Source organism: Streptomyces sp. JJ38, assembly GCF_019303475.1.
Taxonomy (GTDB): Bacteria; Actinomycetota; Actinomycetes; order Streptomycetales; family Streptomycetaceae; genus Streptomyces.
Genome location: NZ_JABLSI010000015.1, coordinates 20,160 through 39,975, shown reverse-complemented (window position 1 = coordinate 39,975; position 19,816 = coordinate 20,160). Strand labels below are relative to the sequence as shown.

Sequence of the window (19,816 nt, the reverse complement as noted above, 5' to 3'; positions counted from 1 at the left end):
CGGCCGCCGCAGCCGTTCAGCCGGTGGCCAACGTGCACCCGCGCCGCTCCACCGCCTCGGCGGCGAACGCGTCCACGAGCTCCTGCCGGACGGCTGGCGCTGCTTCCTGGCTCTCGTAGTCGTCGTTGACCACTTCGCTGAGCAGATAGAGGGCGGGGCCGACGGGCGAGGGGCACGTAGCGCGGCGCCAGTGCAGTGATCCGTCTTCGGAGCGCCCGGAGGCATCAGCCGAGGGCCTGCGGAACCCGCTGATCGTGTAGGTCTTCGCGAATGATCCGTAGAGAGCGCTGAGACGGAATGCCTTCTCACCGTCGCGATCGAGGAGGTAGCACTCCTCGATCGGTGCGGTGGCATCCGATGTGGTCTCCCTGACCTGGGTGACTCCGGCGTCGAGTGCAACCGACGCGGCCTCGGCGAGGGCTCGGCAGGTTCCCCCGGCTTCAGAGACCGAACGTTGGTCCGCGTGCGCGGGAGTCTGGGGTACCGCCTCGGGGAGCGGGGACCCCGACGGCGCTTCGCAGCCCCAGCGTTCCGCTGCGGCCTGCGCGACACGTGCCGAAGTACGCGCCAGCGCGATCCGGCTCTCCTCCTGGCGGAGGAAGTCGGCGTTGGAGACGTGAGCCATCACGTCAACAGTCAGATGCCCTCGGTCGTCTCCGCAGGTGAGAACGAGGGTTCCGTGGGCCGACGTCGTACCGGTCACTGTCACGACACCGGGCCAGCCATTCCCCATCGGGGCGGAGGTGTTCACGCGGAGGTAGAGGGAGTCGTGTCCGGTGGCACGCAGCACCTGTTGATCCGCGTTGCCGCGGCTTGCACGGATATCAACAGCCCCCGGCCCTTCGGGTCGACTGATCCGGCAACTGACCAGGACTTCGCTGTGGGGTCCCGCTGGGCCTGCACGGTAGAGAGTGTCATTCGCCCTTGTCCCTTTTCCGGAGATGAAGTATTTTACGTCTCCACTGCTTGCCACGTCCTTGCAATTGTCCGCGAAGGATTGGTCAGTGCGCCGGTCGTCCAGCCAGTCACTCCCGAACAACACCCACAGTGCTACCATGACACCCGAAATGAAGACAGCCGCTACGGTGGCTCGTTTGATACGCATCAAACGTTCCCATTTCCTAGTGCCTTTTGGGTTGCGGTTCTCGCCTCGTCTATGTAATTCTGCGCATTCCCCTGGAGTACGTTCGTGGCGCTGCTGTCTCTGTCAAGGCCTCGGCGCTCCGCCCAGTCCCCGATCTCCAGCGTGACGCTCCGTTCCGTTTCCATGTATTGTTTGGCGATTTTCGCGTTTGCCTCAGCGCTGGCATCTGCTGAATATTCGGAAGCAAGCACACTCGTCAGTGTGTCGATGCCGCGCTGGGCTGCATCGCCCCCCGGAAAGGGTGTGACGAGTCCGCCAGCGACGTGATACGCAACCTTCGCGTTCCAATTAGCCTCCGATATGTCGTTATCTCGTTGATCTATTACGATATCTTCCCGTATTACTTCCAGTGCGCCCAGGCCGCGGTACGCCTTCCGCATGGTGTCCTGAGTTTCCAGATTATCGGGGTGGAGATCAGGTAGTCTGTCCATGCCGTCTCGTAGCTCTTGGCGCTGGGCTTCGTGGATAACGGCGTAGGCCCCTGGGTCGTCCGACGCTCCGCGAATCACGCGAATTAGAGAATCTGCCTCGGGGGAAATGTGCCAGCCTTCGGTCGTGGGGAATGCTTCGTTTGACGATTGGTATGTGTCGTCGACGCGCCCCAGGATTTCGAAGGTGTCCCCGGCGTAGTCGGCAAGAGCATTGGCGACTGGTCGGCGAATGTTCTCAGGGTATTCGAACGAGTCCGGGAACCCATCGGGGCCCTTTGGGTCGAGCAGTTCGATCATCTCCTGCATGACGCGGGCCTGGGCCTCGGTGTGTGTGGCGCCGAAGCGGAGTGGACCGCCGTCCTCGCCCAGGGGGAGCTCACCGGTCGCGGCGGCTTCCAGTATCTGGCCCAGGCCGACTCGGCTGTCCGGGAGGTCGGTGTCCTTGAGGGTGCTCTGGGAATTGCCGTCGATCCGGTGCTCGTTGTCGAACTTCCAGTCCCGGTTCTCAAGCAGGTACTTGAGGTTATCGTTGCCGCCTTCGGGGTCGAGGTACTCCGTGGCTGCGTCTGGATCCTGGCTCATCACGCCGAGTGTGGTGTCGAGCGGGTCTCGTGCGAACCAGTCGGGCCCTGCGTTGAGGTCCCAGATGTCTGGACTCCCACCCTTGCCAGGGTCCTCTGCGGCGCGGATGTCGTCCGCGAGTTGGTGGAGGAACTCCTTGTCGTAGCCGCTGCCCTGCTCCATGAGGGTGGCGAGGGTCTGGTACCCCCGGACGTACTCTGGGTCGGACGCTCCTGGCAAGAGGTTGATCTCGTACTTCGCGTCGCCCCACTCCCGCAGGTCTGCGAGCCACTTGTCGGTGAACTGCTTGTCCGCCGCGGTGTCCTCCTCGTCGATGGTTGTCGCGGTGGCCATCGCGTCGGAGAGGCTCTGGTGGAGGGATCTGTACTCGTTTTTCTTGGCCGCGTCGTCGCCCAGATGGGAGAACTCGCTTATTTTGTTGCTGAGTTCGAGAGTCCTGTCCACCCCCAAGTGGTTCAGGACGATGCGGGAGAACTCTGGATCGTCATCGTTGGAGCGGAAGATCCGCGCCAGTTCAGCTCGCTCTTCCGGGGCCAGCTCGTCGTCGCTCTCCAGCTTCTCGATGAGCGGTAGTGCGTGCAGGGCGGCGGCCTCGCCGGCGTCGCGGGGGGTCCAGGCGTAGAAGCCGTCGTCGACTCCGGTCATGTCGAAGGGTCTCTGGCTCAGCGCGAGTTTGAGGTTGTGATCGGCGTCCCTGACGTTCTGCACGGCATTGAGGATCGCCTGATCCCATGCCCCCTCGCGGGCCATGCGCCTGGCGACATCGAGGACGTCGGTATCGGCGGCGTCGTCGTCCGTTTCGGCGAGCGTGCACTTTCCGCTGGCGCTCACGTGCATGCCCGCTTCTATCGCCTGGTCCCGGACGTCCAGTACGGCTCTTCTGAGCATGGTGAGCGTCGAGTGGGCCTCGTCGAGCAGCTTCCCGACGGCCCAGGCCTCGTTGCGGGCGGCCTCGTACTCCTCGTGGGTTCTCTGGGCCCGGGTCTTGAAGGCGAACATGGTCAGCCCGGTCTGGCGCTCCGGGCCCGGGAACTCATCGCCAACGGCGGCTTTGACGTGGTCCCCGTAGTCCTTGTGGAGTGTCTCGAACTTGTTCCCCATGTCGGTCCACGCGGAAGCCGCGGTCTTCAGCGGGGTCAGGTCGGCGGAGACGATCGTCTCGTAGTCGAGTGAAGACATGTGTGACTTTCGTGGTTCAGAGGTCGTGCAGCGGACTCTTCGGAAGCCAGCGACTGAGGCTCACGAGGCGGTACTGCGTCTCCACCTCCTGGTTGGTGAAGGCCGTGTTCGCGCCGCGTAGGCCGTTCAGCTCGTGCTGCAGCCTGCCGTCCAGTTGGCGGGCGTGCCGTTGCCAGTCGTCGAGGCGGTCCCTCAGGGCGCCGGTGACCTCCCACTCGCGAAGCTTTCCGGGGCTGATGTAACCGGGCGTCCCGGTCGCGCCGGTGAGGGCTTCGGTGTCCTGGTCGGCGGAAACGCCTGCCTTGTGTGTGTCCGGTCCGAGATGATTCTCGATGAATTCGGCCGCTTGCTTGTTGGTGTCCACGCAGTAGGCGAGGTCGCCGTCGGCTCCTCCTCCGCTGGACGTGTCCGGCGGGAGCTGGTTGAGTCTTGTTCTGGTGCTCTGTTCGGCTGTGGTGTCGGCCCTGAGCTGGGCCCACTCCTCGTCGAACGACACGGCCCTTCCCCCCCCTCTTGGATGATGCCGCGACACTTGGCTGTCGGAAGTGCTCCGGCGTTTGTCGTGAACCTGTGGTTCGTATGCTAGTGCGACGGTGTGCGAACGGTGACGGGCTGTGCGCGCGGCCGGCTCGACGGATGTTGTCGTTGTGGTGGGCGGGGGTTCAGGGGGCGTTCAGGCGGGCAGAACCGCGCGGGCCGAACCTGCGGGGAACCCCGACCGTGTCACGGAGGCGACGATGCGCCGGTTGATGTCCTGGATGGCCGCCGCGGCCTTGGCGTTCACGGCCCTGGTGGCAGGGCCGGCGGGCCCGGCCGCCGCCGCAGAGGGATCGTTGGGCGCGGCACCCTCGGTCGCGGTGGGCGAGCCGCTCACCGTCACGTACACGACGGACGCGCCCGATGCCACGAACTGGGTGGGGCTCTACGCCGACCCCGGCAACGGTCCGGTGGACCAGGAGTACGTCGGGCCCTCCTTGGACTGGCACTACGCCCCCGGCACGTCCGGAACCGTCACCTTCGACACGACGGGACGCGAACCGGGCTCCTACGAGCTGTACTTCCTCGCCCGGGACGGCTACACGTGGCTGACCCAGTCCGTCGACGTCACGCTGACGTCGGACGAGCCGCCGCACTTCGCGGCCGAGGCGTTCACCACTGCCAACGCCCGTGTGGGCGAGCCCTTCACGTTGGACGTCAGCGGGCTCTTCCGGGACGGCAGCGGTACCCCGGCCACGTTCGGCAAGCTGGCCGGGCCTTCGTGGCTGGGGGTCTCGGCGGACGGCACGCTGAGCGGGACGCCGTCGAGCGCGGGCGAGGCGACGGTCACGGTCGAGGGCCGCAACGGTAGCGGGCAGCGGGCCGAGGCCGCCGTCACCGTGCCGGTGCGCGCGGCCGACCAGCCGCTGGTGGGCGAACTGAAGGTGATGAGCTGGAACCTGTGGCACGGCGGCTCACAGGTCAACGACCACCGGGACAAGCAGCTCCGCACGCTGCTGGAGACGGACGTCGACGTCGTCGGGCTCCAGGAGACGTCGTCCACCTCCGCCCGTGAGCTGGCCGAGGCGCTCGGCTGGCACCACTACCAGGCCGGGTACGACCTGGGCGTGATCAGCCGCTACCCGATCGTCGAGCGGAACGCGGGCACCGACGCCTCGGTCAGCGCCCGCATCCGGCTCGACGAGCGCACCGACCACGACATCGCCCTGTGGAACGCCCACCTGGCCCACGCGCCCTACGGCCCGTACGACGCCTGCTTCGACGGGATGTCGGTCCGGCGCCTCATGAAGCGCGAGGAGCAGTCGGGCCGCACCGGCCAGATGCGGGACATCCTGGCCGCGATGCGCGACGACCTCACGGGCGCCGAGGCCGACCCGGTGCTGCTGCTCGGTGACTTCAACGTGCCCAGCCACCTGGACTGGACGGCCGCGACCGCCGAACAGCACTGCGGCTACGGGCTCGTGCGCTGGCCCGCCACCGCGCTGGCCGAGGAGGCCGGGCTGACCGACTCCTACCGTGTCGCCAACCCGGATCCGGCGGCCGAGCCCGGCACCACCTGGTCGCCGGTCTACCCGCGGCACGAGGGCTCGACGGGCGCGGTCGAGCCGCAGGACCGGATCGACTTCGTGCACTACGCGGGCGCGCTGTCCGTTTTGGACTCGCACACCCTCGTCACCGGCGAGCCGAAGCCGTACGGCGAGCACGCGGACAACGAGTGGACGTCGGACCACGCCGCCGTGGTCACGACCTTCACCGTCGACGCCGGCTGAGCGCCCGGGCGCAGGGGCCGCGGATATCGTGCGGTGGTGAGCGACACCCCCGCGGCCCCCGCCGGCCGGATCATCCTGCTCAACGGCGCGTCGAGCTCCGGGAAGTCGAGCATCGCGGCGGAGCTGGTGCTCCTGCTCGACGAGCCGCACCTGCTGATGAGCGTCGACCGCTTCTACGCCATGCTGCCGAGCGCTGGCGCGACCCTGTCCGGCCCGGTGCCGGAGGAGGAGGTCGTGCGCAGGACGCAGGCAGGGTTCCACCGGGCGGTCGCGGGCATGGCGGCGGCGGGCAACCACGTCGTCGTGGACCAGGTGCTCAGCCGTCCGTGGCGGCTCCCCGACCTGCTCACCGTCCTGGACGGCTTCGACGTGACGTTCGTCGGCGTGCACTGCCCGCCGGACGAGCTCGCCCGCAGGGAGCGCGCCAGGGGCGACCGCGCGATCGGGCACGCCGCCGCCCAGCTGCCCGTCGTCCACGCGCACGGTGTGTACGACGTCGAGTGCGACACGTCCCGGCTCTCTCCGCGCGCGTGCGCCGAGCACATCAGGCGGCGGCTGGACGTCCGCCCGGCGGGCCGCGCCTTCGCCGCGCTGCGGTCGCGGTCCGCGTCCGCCGCCGGCTGAGCCGGGCGGGGCCCGGTGCCCCGCCTGGGCTGCGCCGCATGCCCCGCCTCGGGCGGGGTACCCGCCTCCGGCCGGGAACGTCTCGCGGCACGGGAGGACGACGATGACCCGCACGGCTTCGAGCAGCGCTGACGCGGTCCGGTTCGACGTCCGGGCACCCGACGGGACCGCGATCGCGGTGTGGGCCGAAGGCGAGGGGCCCGCGTTGGTGCTGGTCCACGGCTCGCTGCAGGACCACACCATCTCCCAGGCCCTGCTCGCGGAGCTGCGCGGGGACACGGCCACCTTCGCGGTGGACCGCCGTGGCTTCGGCGCGAGCGGTGACGGTAGCGCATACGCGATCGGGCGTGAGTTCGAGGACGTGGCCGCCGTCGTCGACGCGGTCGCCGCGCGGGTCGGCGGGCCCGTCGCGCTCTGGGGCCATTCCTACGGGGCGAGTCTCGCGATGGGCGGGGCGGCGCTCACGGAGAACGTCAGCCACCTGCTGCTCTACGAGCCGAGCCTGGGGCTCTCCTACCCGCAGGGCTGGATCGAGAAGGCCGAGAGGGCTTTGGCCAGGCACGACGGCGATGAAGTGATCACCCTGGTGCTGCGGGACATGCTGGAGTTCACCGACGAGCAGCTCGACGCCGCCCGCTCCGGCCCGGAGTGGGAGCGGCGCCTGGCCGTGGCGCCCACCGTGCCGCGGGAGGCCCGCGCCGAGAGTGAGTGGGTGTACCGGCCAGGACAGTTCGACGCGGTCACGGCGCCGACCCTGCTGCTGTCGGGCTCGGAGAGCCCCCGGCGGTGAAACGGGCCACCGACGCGGCGGTGACCGCGATCCCCCATGCCCGGGTCCGGGTGCTCGACGGTCACGCACACATCGCTCACCGGACCGATCCAGCCATGGTCGGGGCGATCATCCGCGAGTTCATGGCGTCCTAGCGCCCGGACCGGCGGGGTCGCCCGGACCGGCCGTGTCAGGCGGGACCCGGGGCCCAGGGGGCGGTGCGGAAGAGGTGGTCCAGGGTCGCGCGGAGGCGCTCCGCGCCGGTTTCGGGGAGGACGGCGGCGAGATGCTCGGCCGCGAGCGGTGCCAGGAGGGTGTGGGCGACCCCTTCGGGGTCCTCCTCGCCGTCCAGTAGCACCGCGAGATGGCGGTGCCAGAAGCGGTAGGCCCCGATCCGGTAGCGGGCGCCGGGGGTTGACGTCTCGGAGAGCCGTACGAGGTCCAGGTGGGCCAGCACGTAGTCGAGGTAGGCCGTGGCGAAGGCCGCGCGCCGTTCGGCGGGCGGCGCGCCGGGGCCCAGCGGCGGGGGCCCGCTCAGCACGGCGGCCTGGAGTTCCCGCTCGCGCTCGTCCAGCAGGGCCACGGCCAGCCCGGACTTGTCGGTGAAGCGCCGGAAGAGGGTGCCCTTCCCCACGCCCGCGGCGGCGGCGATCTGGTCCATCGAGACGTCCGCGACCCCGTGCTCGGCGAACAGTTCGGCCGCCGCGCGCAGGATCGCGGCGCGGTTGCGCGCGGCGTCGGCGCGCTCCTTCCGGGGACGGCTGGACGAAGCGGACTGCGGTCCGTTAATCTTCTCGGGCATAACCGGACTATAGTCCGAATCCCTTGGAGGTCGCATGTCCGCGCTCATCACCCGTGAAGAACTCCAGGTCGCCATCGAGGCCGGGAACGTCACCGTCGTCGACGCGCTCGGCGGCGAGTACTGGGCCAGGCAGCACCTGCCCGGCGCCGTCCCGCTCGCCCCCGGAGAGGTGGACGACAAGGCCGCCGCCCTCCTCCCCGACCGCGGCGCCCACATCGTCACCTACTGCTCCAACCCCGCCTGCCCCAACAGCGGGCAGGTCGCCGACCGCCTCACCGTCCTCGGCTACACGAACGTCAGCAAGTACCGCGAGGGCATCCAGGACTGGGTGGAGTCCGGCCTCCCCACCGAGTCCGCCTGACCGCCCGAGCGGGGGAGGCCCGGCTCGCCCGGCGACGCACAGGGTCGCCAGGCGAGCCGGCGCCCGTCCTGGCCCGGGCGCCGCCGTACCGGGCGCGAACTGTGAGCGCGCTCACCGAACCACCGCCCGAGCCCGGGCACGATCGGAGGTGCGGGGACGGCGCCCCGCCGCCCTCGCGAGGCCCGTCCCCGCGCGTTCCGGGAGGTGCCAGGTGAACGGCCAGCAGTCACCCCACGCATCCGGACGGCAGGGCTCACCGCGCCCGTCACGGCGACAGGTCATCAAGGGCGCGGCGGTGGTCGGCACGGCCACGGCCGTACTCGTCGGCGGGGGCGTCGTCGGGTGGCAGGCACTCACCGACCGCCCCTCCGGGCCGACGACGACCGTGCGGGAGGGGCAGGCACCGTCGCTGGAGGCCCTGGCCGACTCGGCGGTCTCCGCCGGCCCGGGCAGGGACGGCATCCCCTCCATCGACGAACCCGAGTTCGTTCCGGCCGCCGAGGCGGGCTTCCTCTCGGACGACGAGCCGGTGTTCGGCCTGGTGCACGACGGCGAGGTGAAGGCGTACCCGCAGCAGGTGCTGGTCTGGCACGAGATCGTCAACGACACGGTCGGCGGCGACCCGCTCGCCGTCACCTACTGCCCCCTGACCGGGACGGTCATCGGCCTCTCGGCACCGGACGGCGTCCAGGACCTGACGTTCGGCACCACCGGCAAGCTCGTCAACTCCAACCTCTACATGTACGACCGGGAGACCGGATCGCAGTGGCCGCAGCTCACCGGGCAGGCGGTCACCGGTCCGCTCAAGGGCACCCAGCTGGACGCCGTCCCCCTCGTGTGGACCACCTGGGAACAGTGGCGGACAGAGCACCCCGACACCGAGGTGCTCTCCACCGACACCGGCGCCCTGCGCAGTTACGGCACCGACCCCTACGGCTCCTACGACGACTACCCGGAGCGCGGCGGCTACTACGCGAGCGGCCGACCGGTCTTCCCCGTCCTGGCCAGCAGTGACCGCTTCGGACACAAGGACGTCGTCGTCGGCGTCCGGGTGGGCGAGGAGCGGCTGGCCATCGACAAGCAGCTCGTCCGCGCGAACGGAACCGTGCGGGCCGACCTCGGCGGCACCCCGGTCGAGGCCCGCTGGGACGAGGAACTCGGCACCGCCCGCGTCTTCCAGCGGGCCGGGGACCGGTGGGTCGAGGCCGACTTCCTCGACGCCATGTGGTTCTCCTGGTACGCGTTCTACCCCGACACCAGGGTGCGGGCATGAGCGGGCCGCTGACCGCACTCGCCAAGGCGGGCGACGCCTGGGACGCCACCGTCACCGCCATCGCCGCCACGCCCGGGCGCACGCGGGCCGCGCTGGCCGTTCGCGGCCCACGCCGGGCCGCGCTGATCGCCGGCGCCCTGACCCTCGTCGTGTACCTGTTCTCGATCGGGGACCTCACGGTGTCCGGCTCGGGCCGCCTCAGCCACGCCCCGGCCCTGCGCGCCGCTCCGGAGCAGCTGTTCCAGGCGCGGGCGCCCTATCTGTTCGAGCCGGTCCTCGCCTGGCAGCCGACCGGCCATGTCGCGGTCCTCCTCAGCCCCGTCAACCTGGCGCTGGGCGGCCTCGTCGCCGCGCTCGTCGGGGCCAACCTCGCCGTGGCCGTCCACGCCGCCCACCAGGCCGTCTCCTGCCGTCGCACCCGGTACGCCCGACTGGCCGCGGTGTTCCCGGCGTTCCTGCTCGGCTTCGCCTGCTGCGTGCCGACGTTCCTGCTCGTCCTCGGCGCCGGCACCGCCGCCGCCCTCCTGCCCGTCCTCGTCCCGCTGCGCCCGGTGTTCTACCCGCTCGCCCTGGCCCTCCTGACCGGCACGCTGGTGTGGGGCGCGGCCCGGGCCGGCCGCGCCGCGGGCCGCGCCGGCGACACCGGCGACACCGGCGACACCGGCGACGCGGCGGCGCCGTCAGGCCCCGGCACCCCGGACGCGTGACGACACCACCGGCAACCCCCCGGCTCTGGCGACCCTTCAGGGCTCCGGTCACGGGGTGCGCGTGTCGTCGTCACCGCACAGCGCCCGGTGGTGCAGCGCCGACAGCGCGAGTCCGTCCCGGCGACGGCGTCGTGACCGCTCGCCGGAGATCGACCACATCGCCCGCAGCGAGTTCGGCTACGCGGCGTCTGTCGAGATCGCCGGTGAGATCCGGCAGCACGTGAGGGTTCAGCGTTACCTGGTACCCGAGATCACCGACGAGGTCCTCGAACAGGCCGGTCACCTGCGCACGCACTACGCCAGCCTCCAGCTTGACCTGTCCGACGCGGTGACCATGGCGCTGGCGAACCAGTACAGCACCGACACCATCCTCACGCTGGACCGGCGCGACTTCCGGCCGGTACGGCCCTTGTCGGCTCATGAGGCGGTCCGGCTGCTGCCCGACGACGTGTGAGACTCACGCCGCCGAGCCGGGCCTCCGGGCCGGCGGTCACGCCGCGAGCGGCTGCAGCTTCCTCGTCATGAACGTGCTGTGCGGGTCGGGCCGGTAGTCGGCGAACGGCTCGCAGTAGGTGAACCCGTACTTCTCGTACAGGTTCCTGGCGGGCAGGAAGGACGCGGCCGTGCCCGTCTCCAGGCTGAGGCGCGTGAAGCCCATGCGCGTCGCCTCGGTGATGATGTGCTCCAACAGCAGGGACGCGACCCCGCTGCGCTTGCGGGCCGGAGCCGTGCGCATCGACTTCAGCTCCGCGTGCCCCGCGTCCAGCCGCTTGATCGCGCCGCAGCCGACCAGGGCCGCGCCGTCCCGCACCGACCAGAACGTGATCTCCGGCCTCCGCAGGGCGTCGAGGTCGAGCGCGTGCTTGCTCTCCGGGGGCGTGATGGCCAGCATCTGCCGGACGTGCTCCGCCAGGAACTCGGCGATCTCCGGCCCGGAGAGGTCGTCCACCTCGATCTTCACGTTGCCGCTCCTCGTTCGTCCTGCCGGGCGAGCCCGGTGACCCCGTAGATCATGCCCTCCGTTCACGGAGCCGTGGGAGCCGCCTCGGGGTCGTCGAGCCAGAAGACCTCGAGGCGCGTGCGGTCCTGGCGGTCCACGACACAGGGGAACGTGGCCACTCCGGCCCCCACCCGCCCTGCCGCGACGCTGCTCAAGGGCTCGTCGACGGTGAGCCTGTAGGGGGCGCCGCCCTCCGGCCGCACCCGGAGCTCCATCAGGTAGGTGTCGCGTCCGTTGATCCTGGCCGAACCTTCGGCCAGGGACAGGACGGTGGCCGTGCAGGGCTCGGGATCGGCGATCGTGCTCGCGCGCTCGAGGTACAGGATGACGAGCACCCACCCCCAGAAGCAGAGGCAGAGTGCGCCCAGCACCGCTGAGGCGAAGAAGAGACCGTCCACCACCGGCCGACGGCGCAGCCGTCTGCGGCGCCAGACGAGGAAGCCCCCGATCGCGGCAACGAACAGCACCACGGACAGGAGGAAGAGCGATGTGTCGGCCATGGACCCCCCGTCGCCTCGCCGTGCTCAGCGGCCTGAGCGTAGCCGACACGGCGCGGCCCCGGCCGGTTCCGCCCGGGACCGTGGGTGCGCCGCCTCGCGGCTACCGCAGCGTGCGGTCGAAGCGGCCGTACTTGACGGCGGTGAGGAGTGCGCCGACGCGTTCGGGTGACGTCGCCACCGTGACGACAGGGTCCTCGCTCTCGCGGAGATAGGCGTTGCCACCGTCCGTGGCGATCTCCACGCAGGAGTTGCCCTCGCCGCAGTACGTGGACTTCTGCCATGCCAGCGTGGTCATGGTGATCCCTTCACAGGGTGACACGGATGATCTCGTGCACGAGTTCTCGGGAAGCCTGGGGAGGCAGGGCCACCTTCCTCATGGCTTCCAGTATGGTCCGGTATTTCGTCAACTGGGCTTCTGAGTGTGCAAGTTCGGAACCGTGTGCGGTGTCCAGCTGGACGGTGTCGAGCTGTGGAACGGGGCCGGTGAAGTACGCGACGTTCTGCCCGGCCCCGGAGTACGCACCGGCGGAGAACGGCACCACGCCCAGTGTGAGATGCGGGCGTTCGCTCATCTCGATCAGGTGCTTCAGCTGCGCCCGCATCGTCTGTGGCCCGCCGAACAGCATGCGCAGCGCCGCTTCGTGCACGAACGCCGTGCAGGGAACCGGCGATTCGCGGTAGAGGACGTCCTGTCTGATGATGCGATGTGCTACTCGGTGCTCGACCTGCGGGGGCGGGAGTGTCGGTACGACCTGCTCGAAGACCGCCCGGGCGTAGTCACGGGTCTGAAGCAGGCCGGGCACGTGCATGGCGTTGGCCACCAGCAGTGCGCGGGCGTGGTGCTCCGCCTCGGCGAGATCAAGGAGCCCTGTGGGCAGTATCCCTCGGTACTGCTCCCACCAGTGTCGGCTTCGGTCGTTGGTCATGGCGGCCAACGCGTCGATGAGGTTCGGGTCGGAGCATTCGTAGAGGCAGGCAAGGGTCCGGAGTCGTTCCGCGCTGATCCCGGAGCGGCCGGTCTCGATGTTGCTCAGCTTCGTTCGCTCGATACCCAACCGTGTGCTGACGTCCGTCGCGGACAGCCCTGCGCGTTCTCGAAGCTTGCGCAGCTCGGCGCCAAGTCGCTGTTGCCTGGCGGTCGGTGTGCTCCTCTGCGGCATGCGGCCTCTCTTCCGTCCCGAGCACAGTCTGCCTCGTTGCATGAGGGCATGCCAGTCACACGTGTATCTGGGAGAAAGGGTAACGAGTTACTCCATGATGCCCTACGCTGAGATGCGAGCCGCTTACCGCCTGTGGCGGGGAGCCGGAAGTGCACCGCCCTGCCCGCGTGCGGGACGGGTGGCAGAGCCACCGACTCGGCGGTCCGAACCGACCGTGACCAGAGGGGAATCGCTGTGGTGGATAGGCAGGTCCTTGGTGAACCGTGGACGTACAGCCTGACCTTGCCGGGGGAGAGGCGGGCACCGCGTGTCGCGCGGTGCATGGCGCGGACCGTGCTCGCGCTCTACGGGCCCGCCCAACTCGGAGACGTGGCCGAGCTCGTCGTCTCGGAGCTGGTGACCAACGCGGTCGTGCACACCGAGGGGCCTTCGCGGCTTCAGGTGGACGGTGGGGAGGAGCGGGTCCGGATCGCGGTGTGGGACACGAGTCCGAGGATTCCGCCGCCGTTGGGCGGGCCGCCCGCCGCGTCCGTGCGGCCGGTGCCGGACGAGCGGCTCGGCGGACGGGGGCTGGGGCTGGTCGGGGTGTGGGCGCGGGACTGGGGCGCGTACACCGTCGGGGAGGACGGGTTCGGGGCCGTCGGCAAGGTGGTGTGGGTCGAGCTGGCCTGGGGGCGGGGCGACTTCGCCGTCGCGGCCTAGGGGGCGGTGGGTGGGCCGCGCGGAGGGCGGCCCACCCGGGGCGGTCAGCCGTGGACCATGTAGGCGCGGTCGTTGTAGTTGCCCAGGTAGGCCACGTAGCCCGGGGCGTCGAGCCAGATCTGCCGGTTGTCCCCGGACATGCGCAGGCCGCCGAAGTCGCCGTCGCGCTGGTTGTTGCGCCAGGAGCTGGTCTGGTTCTGGAAGCCGTAGTCGTAGAGGTTGTGCCAGTACTCGTCGTTGAAGATCAGGCGGCGGCCCTTGCCGCCTGCGTGCTCGTAGAGGCACAGCCAGCCGTTGGCGCAGGCGGGGACGGCGGCGCTGCGGAGGGCGGCCGGGTCGGCGGCGCGGTCGTAGCCGAGCGCGTGGTCGGCCTGGGCGCCGTCGCGGTAGCAGTCGACGGCCTCGGGCGTGTGGACGACGCAGGTGTGGGCGTCGCGCCAGCCGTCCTGGGCGAGGTTGATCCGGTGCCCCTCGTAGTCCGCCACGGCCCCCGTCGTGGCGGGTTCGGCCGCCGAGGCGGTGGGACTGGCGGTGAGGAGGCCGGCGGCGAGGGCCGCGGCGCCGAGGATGCGGGTGGCGCGCTGGTGCGTGGTACGCATCGGTGATCCTTCTGTTGATCCCCTGGTCGGGGACGATGTGGTCACAGCCATCGTGCCGAAAGTGAGCGCTCGTGCACAGAGTGTCACCAGCATGTGCGCTCGTGTGGGTGTCCCACCGACCCCGGGGTGACCCCGGGTGGAGAGGCCGATGCCCGCGTTCGCGCGGTCGACCGGAGGACGCCTCGCGCCGATGGTGTGGGCGGTGCCCCGGATCGTCCCGTTCAGGTCCGCCCATGCGGGGCACTCGGGGGCGGTGACGTCGTCGTCGACGAAAGGGGATCACCCATGTCGGAGACGGACCCGGGCGCTCCGAGCCCGGTGGCGACCCGGTTGGCGTGGCCACCCGGGGTCGGCGTCAAGCGCGCGGCGCTGGGTTCCCTCTGGTGGGTGGCAGTACTGTCGTTCGCGGGACCACCCGCTCCCTCTCCGTCACGCTGATCGCATGGGAGTAGCGATGACCGCCGAACGGCAGGCTAAGGCGACCCCGGAAACCTGGATGTACCCGCCTTCGGACGGCTGGACGTACGAGCAGGTGAAAGAGCTCGACCTGCCGTTCGAGTGGGAACTTGTGGATGGGGCGATCGTGGTCCGAGGCATGACCAACCTGTGGCACAACCAGGTCCGGGACGGCGTGTACGACAGACTCAAGGCGGCTCGGTGTGAGCCGTACGCGGTGAACTCGGAGCAGTGTGTGCTCGTGGACGCGTACAACCCGCCCAAGTCCGATGTCGTCGTGTACGACAAGCGGGGGCTGGATGTCTTCAGCCTGGAGTGCGTGCCGGTGGACCGGGTGGCGCTGGTCGTGGAGGTCGTGTCGCCGGGGTCCCGGCAGGAGGACCGGGTGCGCAAGCCGGCGATGTTCGCGGCGGCCGGGGTGCCCTACTACTGGCGCGTCGAGCGGGGGACGGACGATCTCCCGGAGGTTCACACGTACTGGCTCCACCGCGATCTGGGCGCGTACGTCCCGGCGCCGGAGCATCCGGTGCACCGGGGGAAGTTGCTCGTGGAGTCGCCGTTCGCGGTGGAGGTCGATCTGCACGGGCTCGTCGAGCTCTGAACCGGAAGGGGCCGGAAGGGGCGCGGCGGAAAGGCAGGAGCCCCCGCCGGGGCGGGGGCTCCTTGGGTGTTCCTTCTTGCGAATCAGGCAGGCGAGACGTTCTCCGCCTGCGGGCCCTTCGGGCCCTGCGTGACGTCGAACGTCACGGCCTGGTTCTCCTCAAGCGAGCGGAAGCCGCTCGCGTTGATGGCGGTGTAGTGGACGAAGACGTCGGGGCCGCCGCCCTCCTGGGCGATGAAGCCGAAGCCCTTCTCGGCGTTGAACCACTTGACGGTTCCGGTAGCCATAAGCCCTCCTTGGGCCTACAAGGGTCGCCCTGCTCCAGAACCTGCAAGAAGTCTTGAAGTCTGAAAACGACAAAAGCCTGCGGTCACATGCTCCGCAGGCTTTGTACTGCAAGGAAACCAAACTGCAACTCGCTTTGAGCGTAGCACGCTCCGTGCAGGACCGGTAGTGGTTCAAGATCCGTCGTGCCGCGGCCGGGCGGAGCGCGTCGGTCCGGCGCCGACGTGCGTCGATGCCGGTCGGGACGCCGGTCGGCATGTCGGCCGCCGGGCCTGTGAGAGGCCCGTGAGAGTGCGCCGGGGCCCAGGCGTACGCTCCGGAGTGTGAGTGCGCAGACGAGCTTTTCGCGGGCCCGGCCCCGGGTCGGTCACATCCAGTTTCTGAACTGCCTGCCCCTCTACTGGGGCCTCGCCCGGACGGGGAGCCTGCTCGACCTCGAGCTGACCAAGGACACGCCCGAAAGGCTGAGTGAACAACTCGTGAACGGTGGCCTGGATATCGGCCCCGTCACCTTGGTGGAATTCCTCCGGCACAGCGACCAGCTCACCGCGCTCTCCGATATCGCGGTGGGCTGCGACGGCCCGGTGATGTCCTGCGTGATCGTCTCCCAGGGCGAACTGGAGGCCCTGGACGGGGAGCGGGTCGCCCTGGGCTCGACGTCGCGGACGTCCGTGCGGCTCGCGCAGCTCCTGCTGGCCGAGCGGTACGGCATCCGCCCCGAGTACTACACCTGCCCGCCCGATCTGGGGCTGATGATGCAGGAGGCCCAGGCGGCGGTGCTGATCGGCGACGCGGCGCTGCGCGCCTCCCTCCAGGACGCGCCGCGGCTCGGGCTGCGTGTCCACGACCTCGGGCAGCTGTGGAAGGAGTGGACGGGCCTGCCGTTCGTCTTCGCCGTGTGGGCCGCCCGCCGTGACTACCTGGCCCGCGAACCGGAGACGGTGCGGGAGGTGCACCGGGCGTTCCTGGCCTCGCGGGACCTGTCGCTGGAGGAGGTCGAGAAGGTCGCCGAGCAGGCCGCCCGCTGGGAGACGTTCGACGCCGAGCTGCTGGCCCGCTACTTCCGGACGCTCGACTTCCGGCTGGGCCCGGAGCAGATGGCCGGGATCGCCGAGTTCGCCCGGTGCACCGGCCCGGACACGGGCTACCCGGCCGACGTCGCCGTGGAGCTGCTGCCCGCACCAGGTGGCCACCTGGACTGACGGCCACCTGGACGGAGTCGGCGTCCCCCCTGTGTCCTACGCTGAGCCGCTCAGCGTAGGACACAGGGGGGACGAGACATGGAGCCGCTCGGCGCGGAGGACCCGCGGGCCATCGGGGGCTACCGGCTGCTGCGCCGCCTCGGTGCCGGTGGCATGGGCCGCGTGTACCTGGGCCGCAGCGGCGGTGGCCGCACGGTGGCGGTCAAGGTGGTGCACGCGCACTTCGCGGCCGACGAGCAGTTCCGGGCCCGGTTCCGCCGGGAGATCGAGGCCGCCCGGCTGGTCGGCGGAGACTGGACGGCACCCGTGCTGGACGCCGACCCCGACGCCGCGACGCCCTGGGTGGCGACCGGCTACGTGGCCGGACCGGATCTCCAGCAGGCGGTGGAGCAGCACGGTCCGCTGCCCGAGCCCGCGGTGCGGGCCCTCGGCGCCGGGCTGGCGGAGGCGCTGACGACCGTCCACGAGCGGGGCCTGCTCCACCGCGACGTCAAGCCGTCCAACGTGCTGCTGACCCTGGACGGGCCCCGGCTGATCGACTTCGGCATCGCCCGCGCCACCGACGTCACCGCCTCCCTGACCGCGACCGGGGTCTCCGTCGGTTCGCCCGGCTACATGTCCCCGGAGCAGGTGCAGGGGCACGACGTCGGCGGCCCGACGGACGTCTTCTCGCTCGGGGCCGTGCTCGCGTTCGCGGCGACGGGGCGTCCGCCGTTCTCCGGGGACGGGGCGGCGGTGCTGCTCTACAAGGTGGTGCACGAGGAGCCGCGGCTGACCGGGCTGGCGGGCGAGCTGCTGGACGTCGTCGCGGCCTGTCTGGCCAAGGAGCCCGGGGCGCGGCCCCCGGTGGCGGAGGTCGCCCGGCGCCTGGCCGGGGAGGCGGGCGCGGGCGGTGCCGCGGAGCTGATAGCGGGAGGCTGGCTGCCGGGGCCGGTGGTGGAGGGCGTGAGCCGCCGCGCGGTGGCGCTGCTGGAGCTGGAGGCGGAGACGCCGGAGGACGGCGACGACACCGGCACGCACGCGGGTGGCTCCGGGAACGCCGGGAATCCGCAGGGCTCCTTCGGCCCGGCGCCCTCGGCCTACGGCCCCACCGCGCCGTCCCACACCCCTCCGCCGTCCCGCCACACCCCGCCGCCTTCGTACGGGGCGCCCACCCCGCGGCCCTCGGCGTACGGGTCCACCCCGGCGGCCGGGCAGGCGCGTCTGCCGACGGTCTCGGCGGGCTACGGGCCCGCTGGGCGGCCCGGCCCGGCGCCCGCCACCGGCGCGTACCACCCGTACGGCCCACATGTCGCGCACGGCGGGACGGGCCCACACGCCTTCCGCCCGCCGCCGCGCCCGACCTGGCGCGACCGGCTGCCGGTCTGGGTCGGCGCGGGCGTGGCGGTGGTGCTCCTCGTGCTCGGCTTCCTCGTGCCCCTGCCCTGGGAGGGCGACGGCGGTGACGGCAGCAGCGCCGGGACGACGGGCGGCACGCACGCGGGCACGACGGGGAACTCGGGAGAGGGCGACGAGCGGTCGATCCCGAAGGGGTTCATCGGCACCTGGACGGGCGGCGTGTTCACGGAGAACGGGCTGAGCAGCGGGGTTCTGACCGTCACGATCGAGGAGGGTGGCGTCGGCAGCGAGGCCCTGCGGCTGACCACCGCCTTCGCGGGCGAGGAGTGCAACTCCGTCGGCACGGTGGAGAGCGTCACCGACACCAAGCTGATGATCACCGAGGAGCTCGTGGGCAAGAACCCGACGATGTTCGGCGTCCCGATGTGCTCGACGGCAGGCGAGGGCGCCACCCTCCGACTCGGGGAAGAGGGCGGGACGCTGCACTTCTCCAGCCGCGACCAGCCCGCGGGCAACCCGACGGGCAAGCTCACCCGCCAGACGGACTGAGCGCAGTGGGCCGACCGCCGGAAGCGGCGACGGGCTCGCGTACGCTGGGGCGCGTCGTACAGCCTGCGGAAGGGGCCGCCCGGTGACCGAGAACGCCGACCTGACGTCCGTGCTCGACCGCGCCGCGCAGGGCGGCCGGATCACCGCGGAGGAGGCGCTGGAGCTCTACCGGCACGCGCCGCTGCACGAGCTGGGCCGGGCCGCCGACACCGTCCGCCGGCGCCGCTACGCGGGTACCGAGCACATCGCGACGTACATCATCGAGCGGAACATCAACTACACCAACGCCTGTGTGACGGCGTGCAAATTCTGCGCCTTCTTCGCCGCGCCGAAGAGCGAGGACGTGTGGACGCGGAGCCTGGACGACATCCTGCGCCGCTGCGCCGAGACGGTGGAGCTGGGCGGCACCCAGATCATGTTCCAGGGCGGGCACCACCCGGACTACGGCGTCGAGTACTACGAGGAGCACTTCTCCGCGATCAAGAAGGAGTTCCCGCAGCTGGTCATCCACTCTCTCGGGGCCTCCGAGGTCGAGCACATGGCGCGGATCTCCAAGGTGACGCCCGAGGAGGCCATCCGCCGCATCCACGCGGCCGGTCTGGACTCGTTCGCGGGAGCCGGCGCCGAACTGCTGCCGGAGCGGCCGCGGAAGGCCATCGCCCCGCTGAAGGAGTCCGGCGAGCGCTGGCTGGAGATCATGGAGATCGCCCACGGCCTCGGCGTGGAGTCGACGTCCACGATGCTGATGGGGACGGGCGAGACGAACGCCGAGCGCATCGAACACCTGCGCATGATCCGGGACGTGCAGGACCGCACGGGCGGCTTCCGCGCGTTCATCCCGTACACCTACCAGCCGCAGAACAACGCGCTGAAGGGCCGCACGCAGGCCACGCTCTTCGAGTACCTGCGCATCATCGCCGTGGCCCGGCTCTTCCTGGACAACGTCGCCCACATCCAGGGCTCGTGGCTGACGGTCGGCAAGGACGTCGGCCAGCTCTCGCTGCACTACGGCGCCGACGACCTGGGCTCGGTCATGCTGGAGGAGAACGTCGTCTCCTCGGCCGGGGCCAAGCACCGCTCCAACCTCACCGAGCTGCTGCACCTGATCCGGGCGGCCGGCCGGGTGCCCGCGCAGCGCTCCACGACCTACGAGCACCTGACCGTCAACGACGACCCGGCCAACGACCCGGTCGACGGCCGCGTGGTCTCCCACCTGTCGTCCACGGCGATCGCGGGCGGCACCGCGCACCCGGAGCTGAAGCTCGTCGACGCGGGCTGAGCGAGG

At 70.7% G+C, this 19,816-nt stretch carries 22 protein-coding genes; 12 read left to right on the top strand and 10 right to left on the bottom strand.

Annotated features, from left to right (window positions below; translation table 11 throughout):
* Positions 1-16: 16 nt before the first annotated feature.
* The 3 genes from HPT28_RS10415 to HPT28_RS10405 are packed head-to-tail and all read right to left on the bottom strand — an operon-like array spanning position 17 to position 3,832.
* A complete protein-coding gene (locus tag HPT28_RS10415) occupies positions 17-1,105 on the bottom strand; it encodes a hypothetical protein (protein ID WP_219090721.1) in 1,089 nt (362 codons plus the stop codon).
* Positions 1,105-3,336 (bottom strand): hypothetical protein, encoded by a 2,232-nt coding sequence (locus HPT28_RS10410; protein WP_219090720.1) that lies wholly within the window; start codon positions 3,334-3,336, stop codon positions 1,105-1,107. Before HPT28_RS10410 ends, HPT28_RS10415 begins: the two co-directional genes overlap by 1 nt.
* A gap of 16 nt (positions 3,337-3,352) precedes the next feature.
* Entirely contained in the window at positions 3,353-3,832 is a 480-nt protein-coding gene (locus HPT28_RS10405) for a hypothetical protein (RefSeq protein WP_219090719.1), read from the bottom strand.
* Positions 3,833-4,073: 241 nt separating this feature from the next.
* Here HPT28_RS10405 and HPT28_RS10400 point away from each other — a divergent pair, with 241 nt between their 5' ends.
* The 3 genes from HPT28_RS10400 to HPT28_RS10390 all read left to right on the top strand — a co-directional run bounded on the left by HPT28_RS10400 (position 4,074) and on the right by HPT28_RS10390 (position 7,017).
* Positions 4,074-5,603, top strand: coding sequence for an endonuclease/exonuclease/phosphatase family protein (locus HPT28_RS10400; protein WP_219090718.1), 1,530 nt, complete (start codon positions 4,074-4,076; stop codon positions 5,601-5,603).
* A 36-nt stretch (positions 5,604-5,639) separates the two neighbouring features.
* Complete coding sequence (locus tag HPT28_RS10395; protein WP_219090717.1) at positions 5,640-6,227, top strand: AAA family ATPase; 588 nt, start codon at positions 5,640-5,642, stop codon at positions 6,225-6,227.
* A gap of 103 nt (positions 6,228-6,330) precedes the next feature.
* Positions 6,331-7,017, top strand: coding sequence for an alpha/beta fold hydrolase (locus tag HPT28_RS10390; protein ID WP_219090716.1), 687 nt, complete (start codon positions 6,331-6,333; stop codon positions 7,015-7,017).
* A gap of 169 nt (positions 7,018-7,186) precedes the next feature.
* Here the strand turns inward: HPT28_RS10390 and HPT28_RS10385 are convergent, their stop codons facing one another.
* Positions 7,187-7,798: a TetR/AcrR family transcriptional regulator gene (locus tag HPT28_RS10385; RefSeq protein WP_257578375.1), complete on the bottom strand. Its 612-nt coding sequence runs from the start codon at positions 7,796-7,798 to the stop codon at positions 7,187-7,189.
* 34 nt (positions 7,799-7,832) lie between these two features.
* On the opposite strand from HPT28_RS10385, the gene HPT28_RS10380 reads away from it, so the two are divergent.
* The 4 genes from HPT28_RS10380 to HPT28_RS10365 all read left to right on the top strand — a co-directional run bounded on the left by HPT28_RS10380 (position 7,833) and on the right by HPT28_RS10365 (position 10,593).
* Entirely contained in the window at positions 7,833-8,159 is a 327-nt protein-coding gene (locus tag HPT28_RS10380; protein ID WP_219090714.1) for a rhodanese-like domain-containing protein, read from the top strand.
* 211 nt (positions 8,160-8,370) lie between these two features.
* Positions 8,371-9,432 carry a DUF3179 domain-containing protein gene (locus HPT28_RS10375; protein WP_219090713.1) on the top strand — a complete coding sequence of 354 codons (1,062 nt, stop codon included), beginning with the start codon at positions 8,371-8,373 and terminating at the stop codon, positions 9,430-9,432.
* The gene (locus HPT28_RS10370) at positions 9,429-10,139 is read left to right on the top strand and encodes a hypothetical protein (RefSeq protein WP_257578374.1); all 711 of its coding nucleotides are present in this window, start codon (positions 9,429-9,431) and stop codon (positions 10,137-10,139) included. The genes HPT28_RS10375 and HPT28_RS10370 overlap by 4 nt, the downstream gene beginning before the upstream one ends.
* Positions 10,140-10,200: 61 nt before the next feature.
* Positions 10,201-10,593 carry a VapC toxin family PIN domain ribonuclease gene (locus HPT28_RS10365; protein ID WP_257578373.1) on the top strand — a complete coding sequence of 131 codons (393 nt, stop codon included), beginning with the start codon at positions 10,201-10,203 and terminating at the stop codon, positions 10,591-10,593.
* Between the two features lie 36 nt (positions 10,594-10,629).
* On the opposite strand, the gene HPT28_RS10360 is transcribed toward HPT28_RS10365, so the two are convergent.
* From HPT28_RS10360 to HPT28_RS10345, 4 genes are all read right to left on the bottom strand, one after another.
* Positions 10,630-11,100, bottom strand: coding sequence for a GNAT family N-acetyltransferase (locus HPT28_RS10360; RefSeq protein WP_219090712.1), 471 nt, complete (start codon positions 11,098-11,100; stop codon positions 10,630-10,632).
* Positions 11,101-11,162: 62 nt separating this feature from the next.
* Entirely contained in the window at positions 11,163-11,639 is a 477-nt protein-coding gene (locus HPT28_RS10355) for a hypothetical protein (protein ID WP_219090711.1), read from the bottom strand.
* A gap of 100 nt (positions 11,640-11,739) precedes the next feature.
* The gene (locus tag HPT28_RS10350) at positions 11,740-11,934 is read right to left on the bottom strand and encodes a DUF397 domain-containing protein (protein WP_219090710.1); all 195 of its coding nucleotides are present in this window, start codon (positions 11,932-11,934) and stop codon (positions 11,740-11,742) included.
* A 10-nt stretch (positions 11,935-11,944) separates the two neighbouring features.
* The gene (locus HPT28_RS10345; protein WP_219090709.1) at positions 11,945-12,799 is read right to left on the bottom strand and encodes a helix-turn-helix transcriptional regulator; all 855 of its coding nucleotides are present in this window, start codon (positions 12,797-12,799) and stop codon (positions 11,945-11,947) included.
* Between the two features lie 321 nt (positions 12,800-13,120).
* On the opposite strand from HPT28_RS10345, the gene HPT28_RS10340 reads away from it, so the two are divergent.
* A complete protein-coding gene (locus HPT28_RS10340) occupies positions 13,121-13,501 on the top strand; it encodes an ATP-binding protein (RefSeq protein WP_219090708.1) in 381 nt (126 codons plus the stop codon).
* A 44-nt stretch (positions 13,502-13,545) separates the two neighbouring features.
* On the opposite strand, the gene HPT28_RS10335 is transcribed toward HPT28_RS10340, so the two are convergent.
* Entirely contained in the window at positions 13,546-14,100 is a 555-nt protein-coding gene (locus HPT28_RS10335; RefSeq protein ID WP_219090707.1) for a peptidase inhibitor family I36 protein, read from the bottom strand.
* A 442-nt stretch (positions 14,101-14,542) separates the two neighbouring features.
* Between HPT28_RS10335 and HPT28_RS10330 the strand changes: the two genes are divergently transcribed.
* The gene (locus HPT28_RS10330) at positions 14,543-15,157 is read left to right on the top strand and encodes a Uma2 family endonuclease (protein ID WP_257578372.1); all 615 of its coding nucleotides are present in this window, start codon (positions 14,543-14,545) and stop codon (positions 15,155-15,157) included.
* Positions 15,158-15,240: 83 nt separating this feature from the next.
* Here the strand turns inward: HPT28_RS10330 and HPT28_RS10325 are convergent, their stop codons facing one another.
* Entirely contained in the window at positions 15,241-15,444 is a 204-nt protein-coding gene (locus HPT28_RS10325) for a cold-shock protein (protein ID WP_219090706.1), read from the bottom strand.
* A gap of 321 nt (positions 15,445-15,765) precedes the next feature.
* Here HPT28_RS10325 and HPT28_RS10320 point away from each other — a divergent pair, with 321 nt between their 5' ends.
* From HPT28_RS10320 to mqnC, 3 genes are all read left to right on the top strand, one after another.
* Entirely contained in the window at positions 15,766-16,644 is an 879-nt protein-coding gene (locus HPT28_RS10320) for a menaquinone biosynthetic enzyme MqnA/MqnD family protein (RefSeq protein ID WP_219090705.1), read from the top strand.
* 78 nt (positions 16,645-16,722) lie between these two features.
* Complete coding sequence (locus HPT28_RS10315; RefSeq protein WP_219090704.1) at positions 16,723-18,531, top strand: serine/threonine-protein kinase; 1,809 nt, start codon at positions 16,723-16,725, stop codon at positions 18,529-18,531.
* A gap of 82 nt (positions 18,532-18,613) precedes the next feature.
* Positions 18,614-19,810, top strand: coding sequence for a cyclic dehypoxanthinyl futalosine synthase (mqnC, locus tag HPT28_RS10310; RefSeq protein WP_219090703.1), 1,197 nt, complete (start codon positions 18,614-18,616; stop codon positions 19,808-19,810).
* The last annotated feature ends 6 nt before the right edge of the window (positions 19,811-19,816 follow it).

Excerpts from the sequence above, each read along its gene's own strand:
- HPT28_RS10415 (WP_219090721.1), bottom strand. The coding sequence starts at position 1,105 with ATGCGTATCAAACGAGCCACCGTAGCGGCTGTCTTCATTTCGGGTGTC.
- HPT28_RS10410 (WP_219090720.1), bottom strand. The coding sequence starts at position 3,336 with ATGTCTTCACTCGACTACGAGACGATCGTCTCCGCCGACCTGACCCCG.
- HPT28_RS10400 (WP_219090718.1), top strand. The coding sequence starts at position 4,074 with ATGCGCCGGTTGATGTCCTGGATGGCCGCCGCGGCCTTGGCGTTCACG.
- HPT28_RS10390 (WP_219090716.1), top strand. The coding sequence starts at position 6,331 with ATGACCCGCACGGCTTCGAGCAGCGCTGACGCGGTCCGGTTCGACGTC.
- HPT28_RS10385 (WP_257578375.1), bottom strand. The coding sequence starts at position 7,798 with ATGCCCGAGAAGATTAACGGACCGCAGTCCGCTTCGTCCAGCCGTCCC.
- HPT28_RS10380 (WP_219090714.1), top strand. The coding sequence starts at position 7,833 with ATGTCCGCGCTCATCACCCGTGAAGAACTCCAGGTCGCCATCGAGGCC.
- HPT28_RS10370 (WP_257578374.1), top strand. The coding sequence starts at position 9,429 with ATGAGCGGGCCGCTGACCGCACTCGCCAAGGCGGGCGACGCCTGGGAC.
- HPT28_RS10355 (WP_219090711.1), bottom strand. The coding sequence starts at position 11,639 with ATGGCCGACACATCGCTCTTCCTCCTGTCCGTGGTGCTGTTCGTTGCC.
- HPT28_RS10350 (WP_219090710.1), bottom strand. The coding sequence starts at position 11,934 with ATGACCACGCTGGCATGGCAGAAGTCCACGTACTGCGGCGAGGGCAAC.
- HPT28_RS10345 (WP_219090709.1), bottom strand. The coding sequence starts at position 12,799 with ATGCCGCAGAGGAGCACACCGACCGCCAGGCAACAGCGACTTGGCGCC.
- HPT28_RS10340 (WP_219090708.1), top strand. The coding sequence starts at position 13,121 with ATGGCGCGGACCGTGCTCGCGCTCTACGGGCCCGCCCAACTCGGAGAC.
- HPT28_RS10335 (WP_219090707.1), bottom strand. The coding sequence starts at position 14,100 with ATGCGTACCACGCACCAGCGCGCCACCCGCATCCTCGGCGCCGCGGCC.
- HPT28_RS10330 (WP_257578372.1), top strand. The coding sequence starts at position 14,543 with ATGGGAGTAGCGATGACCGCCGAACGGCAGGCTAAGGCGACCCCGGAA.
- HPT28_RS10325 (WP_219090706.1), bottom strand. The coding sequence starts at position 15,444 with ATGGCTACCGGAACCGTCAAGTGGTTCAACGCCGAGAAGGGCTTCGGC.
- HPT28_RS10315 (WP_219090704.1), top strand. The coding sequence starts at position 16,723 with ATGGAGCCGCTCGGCGCGGAGGACCCGCGGGCCATCGGGGGCTACCGG.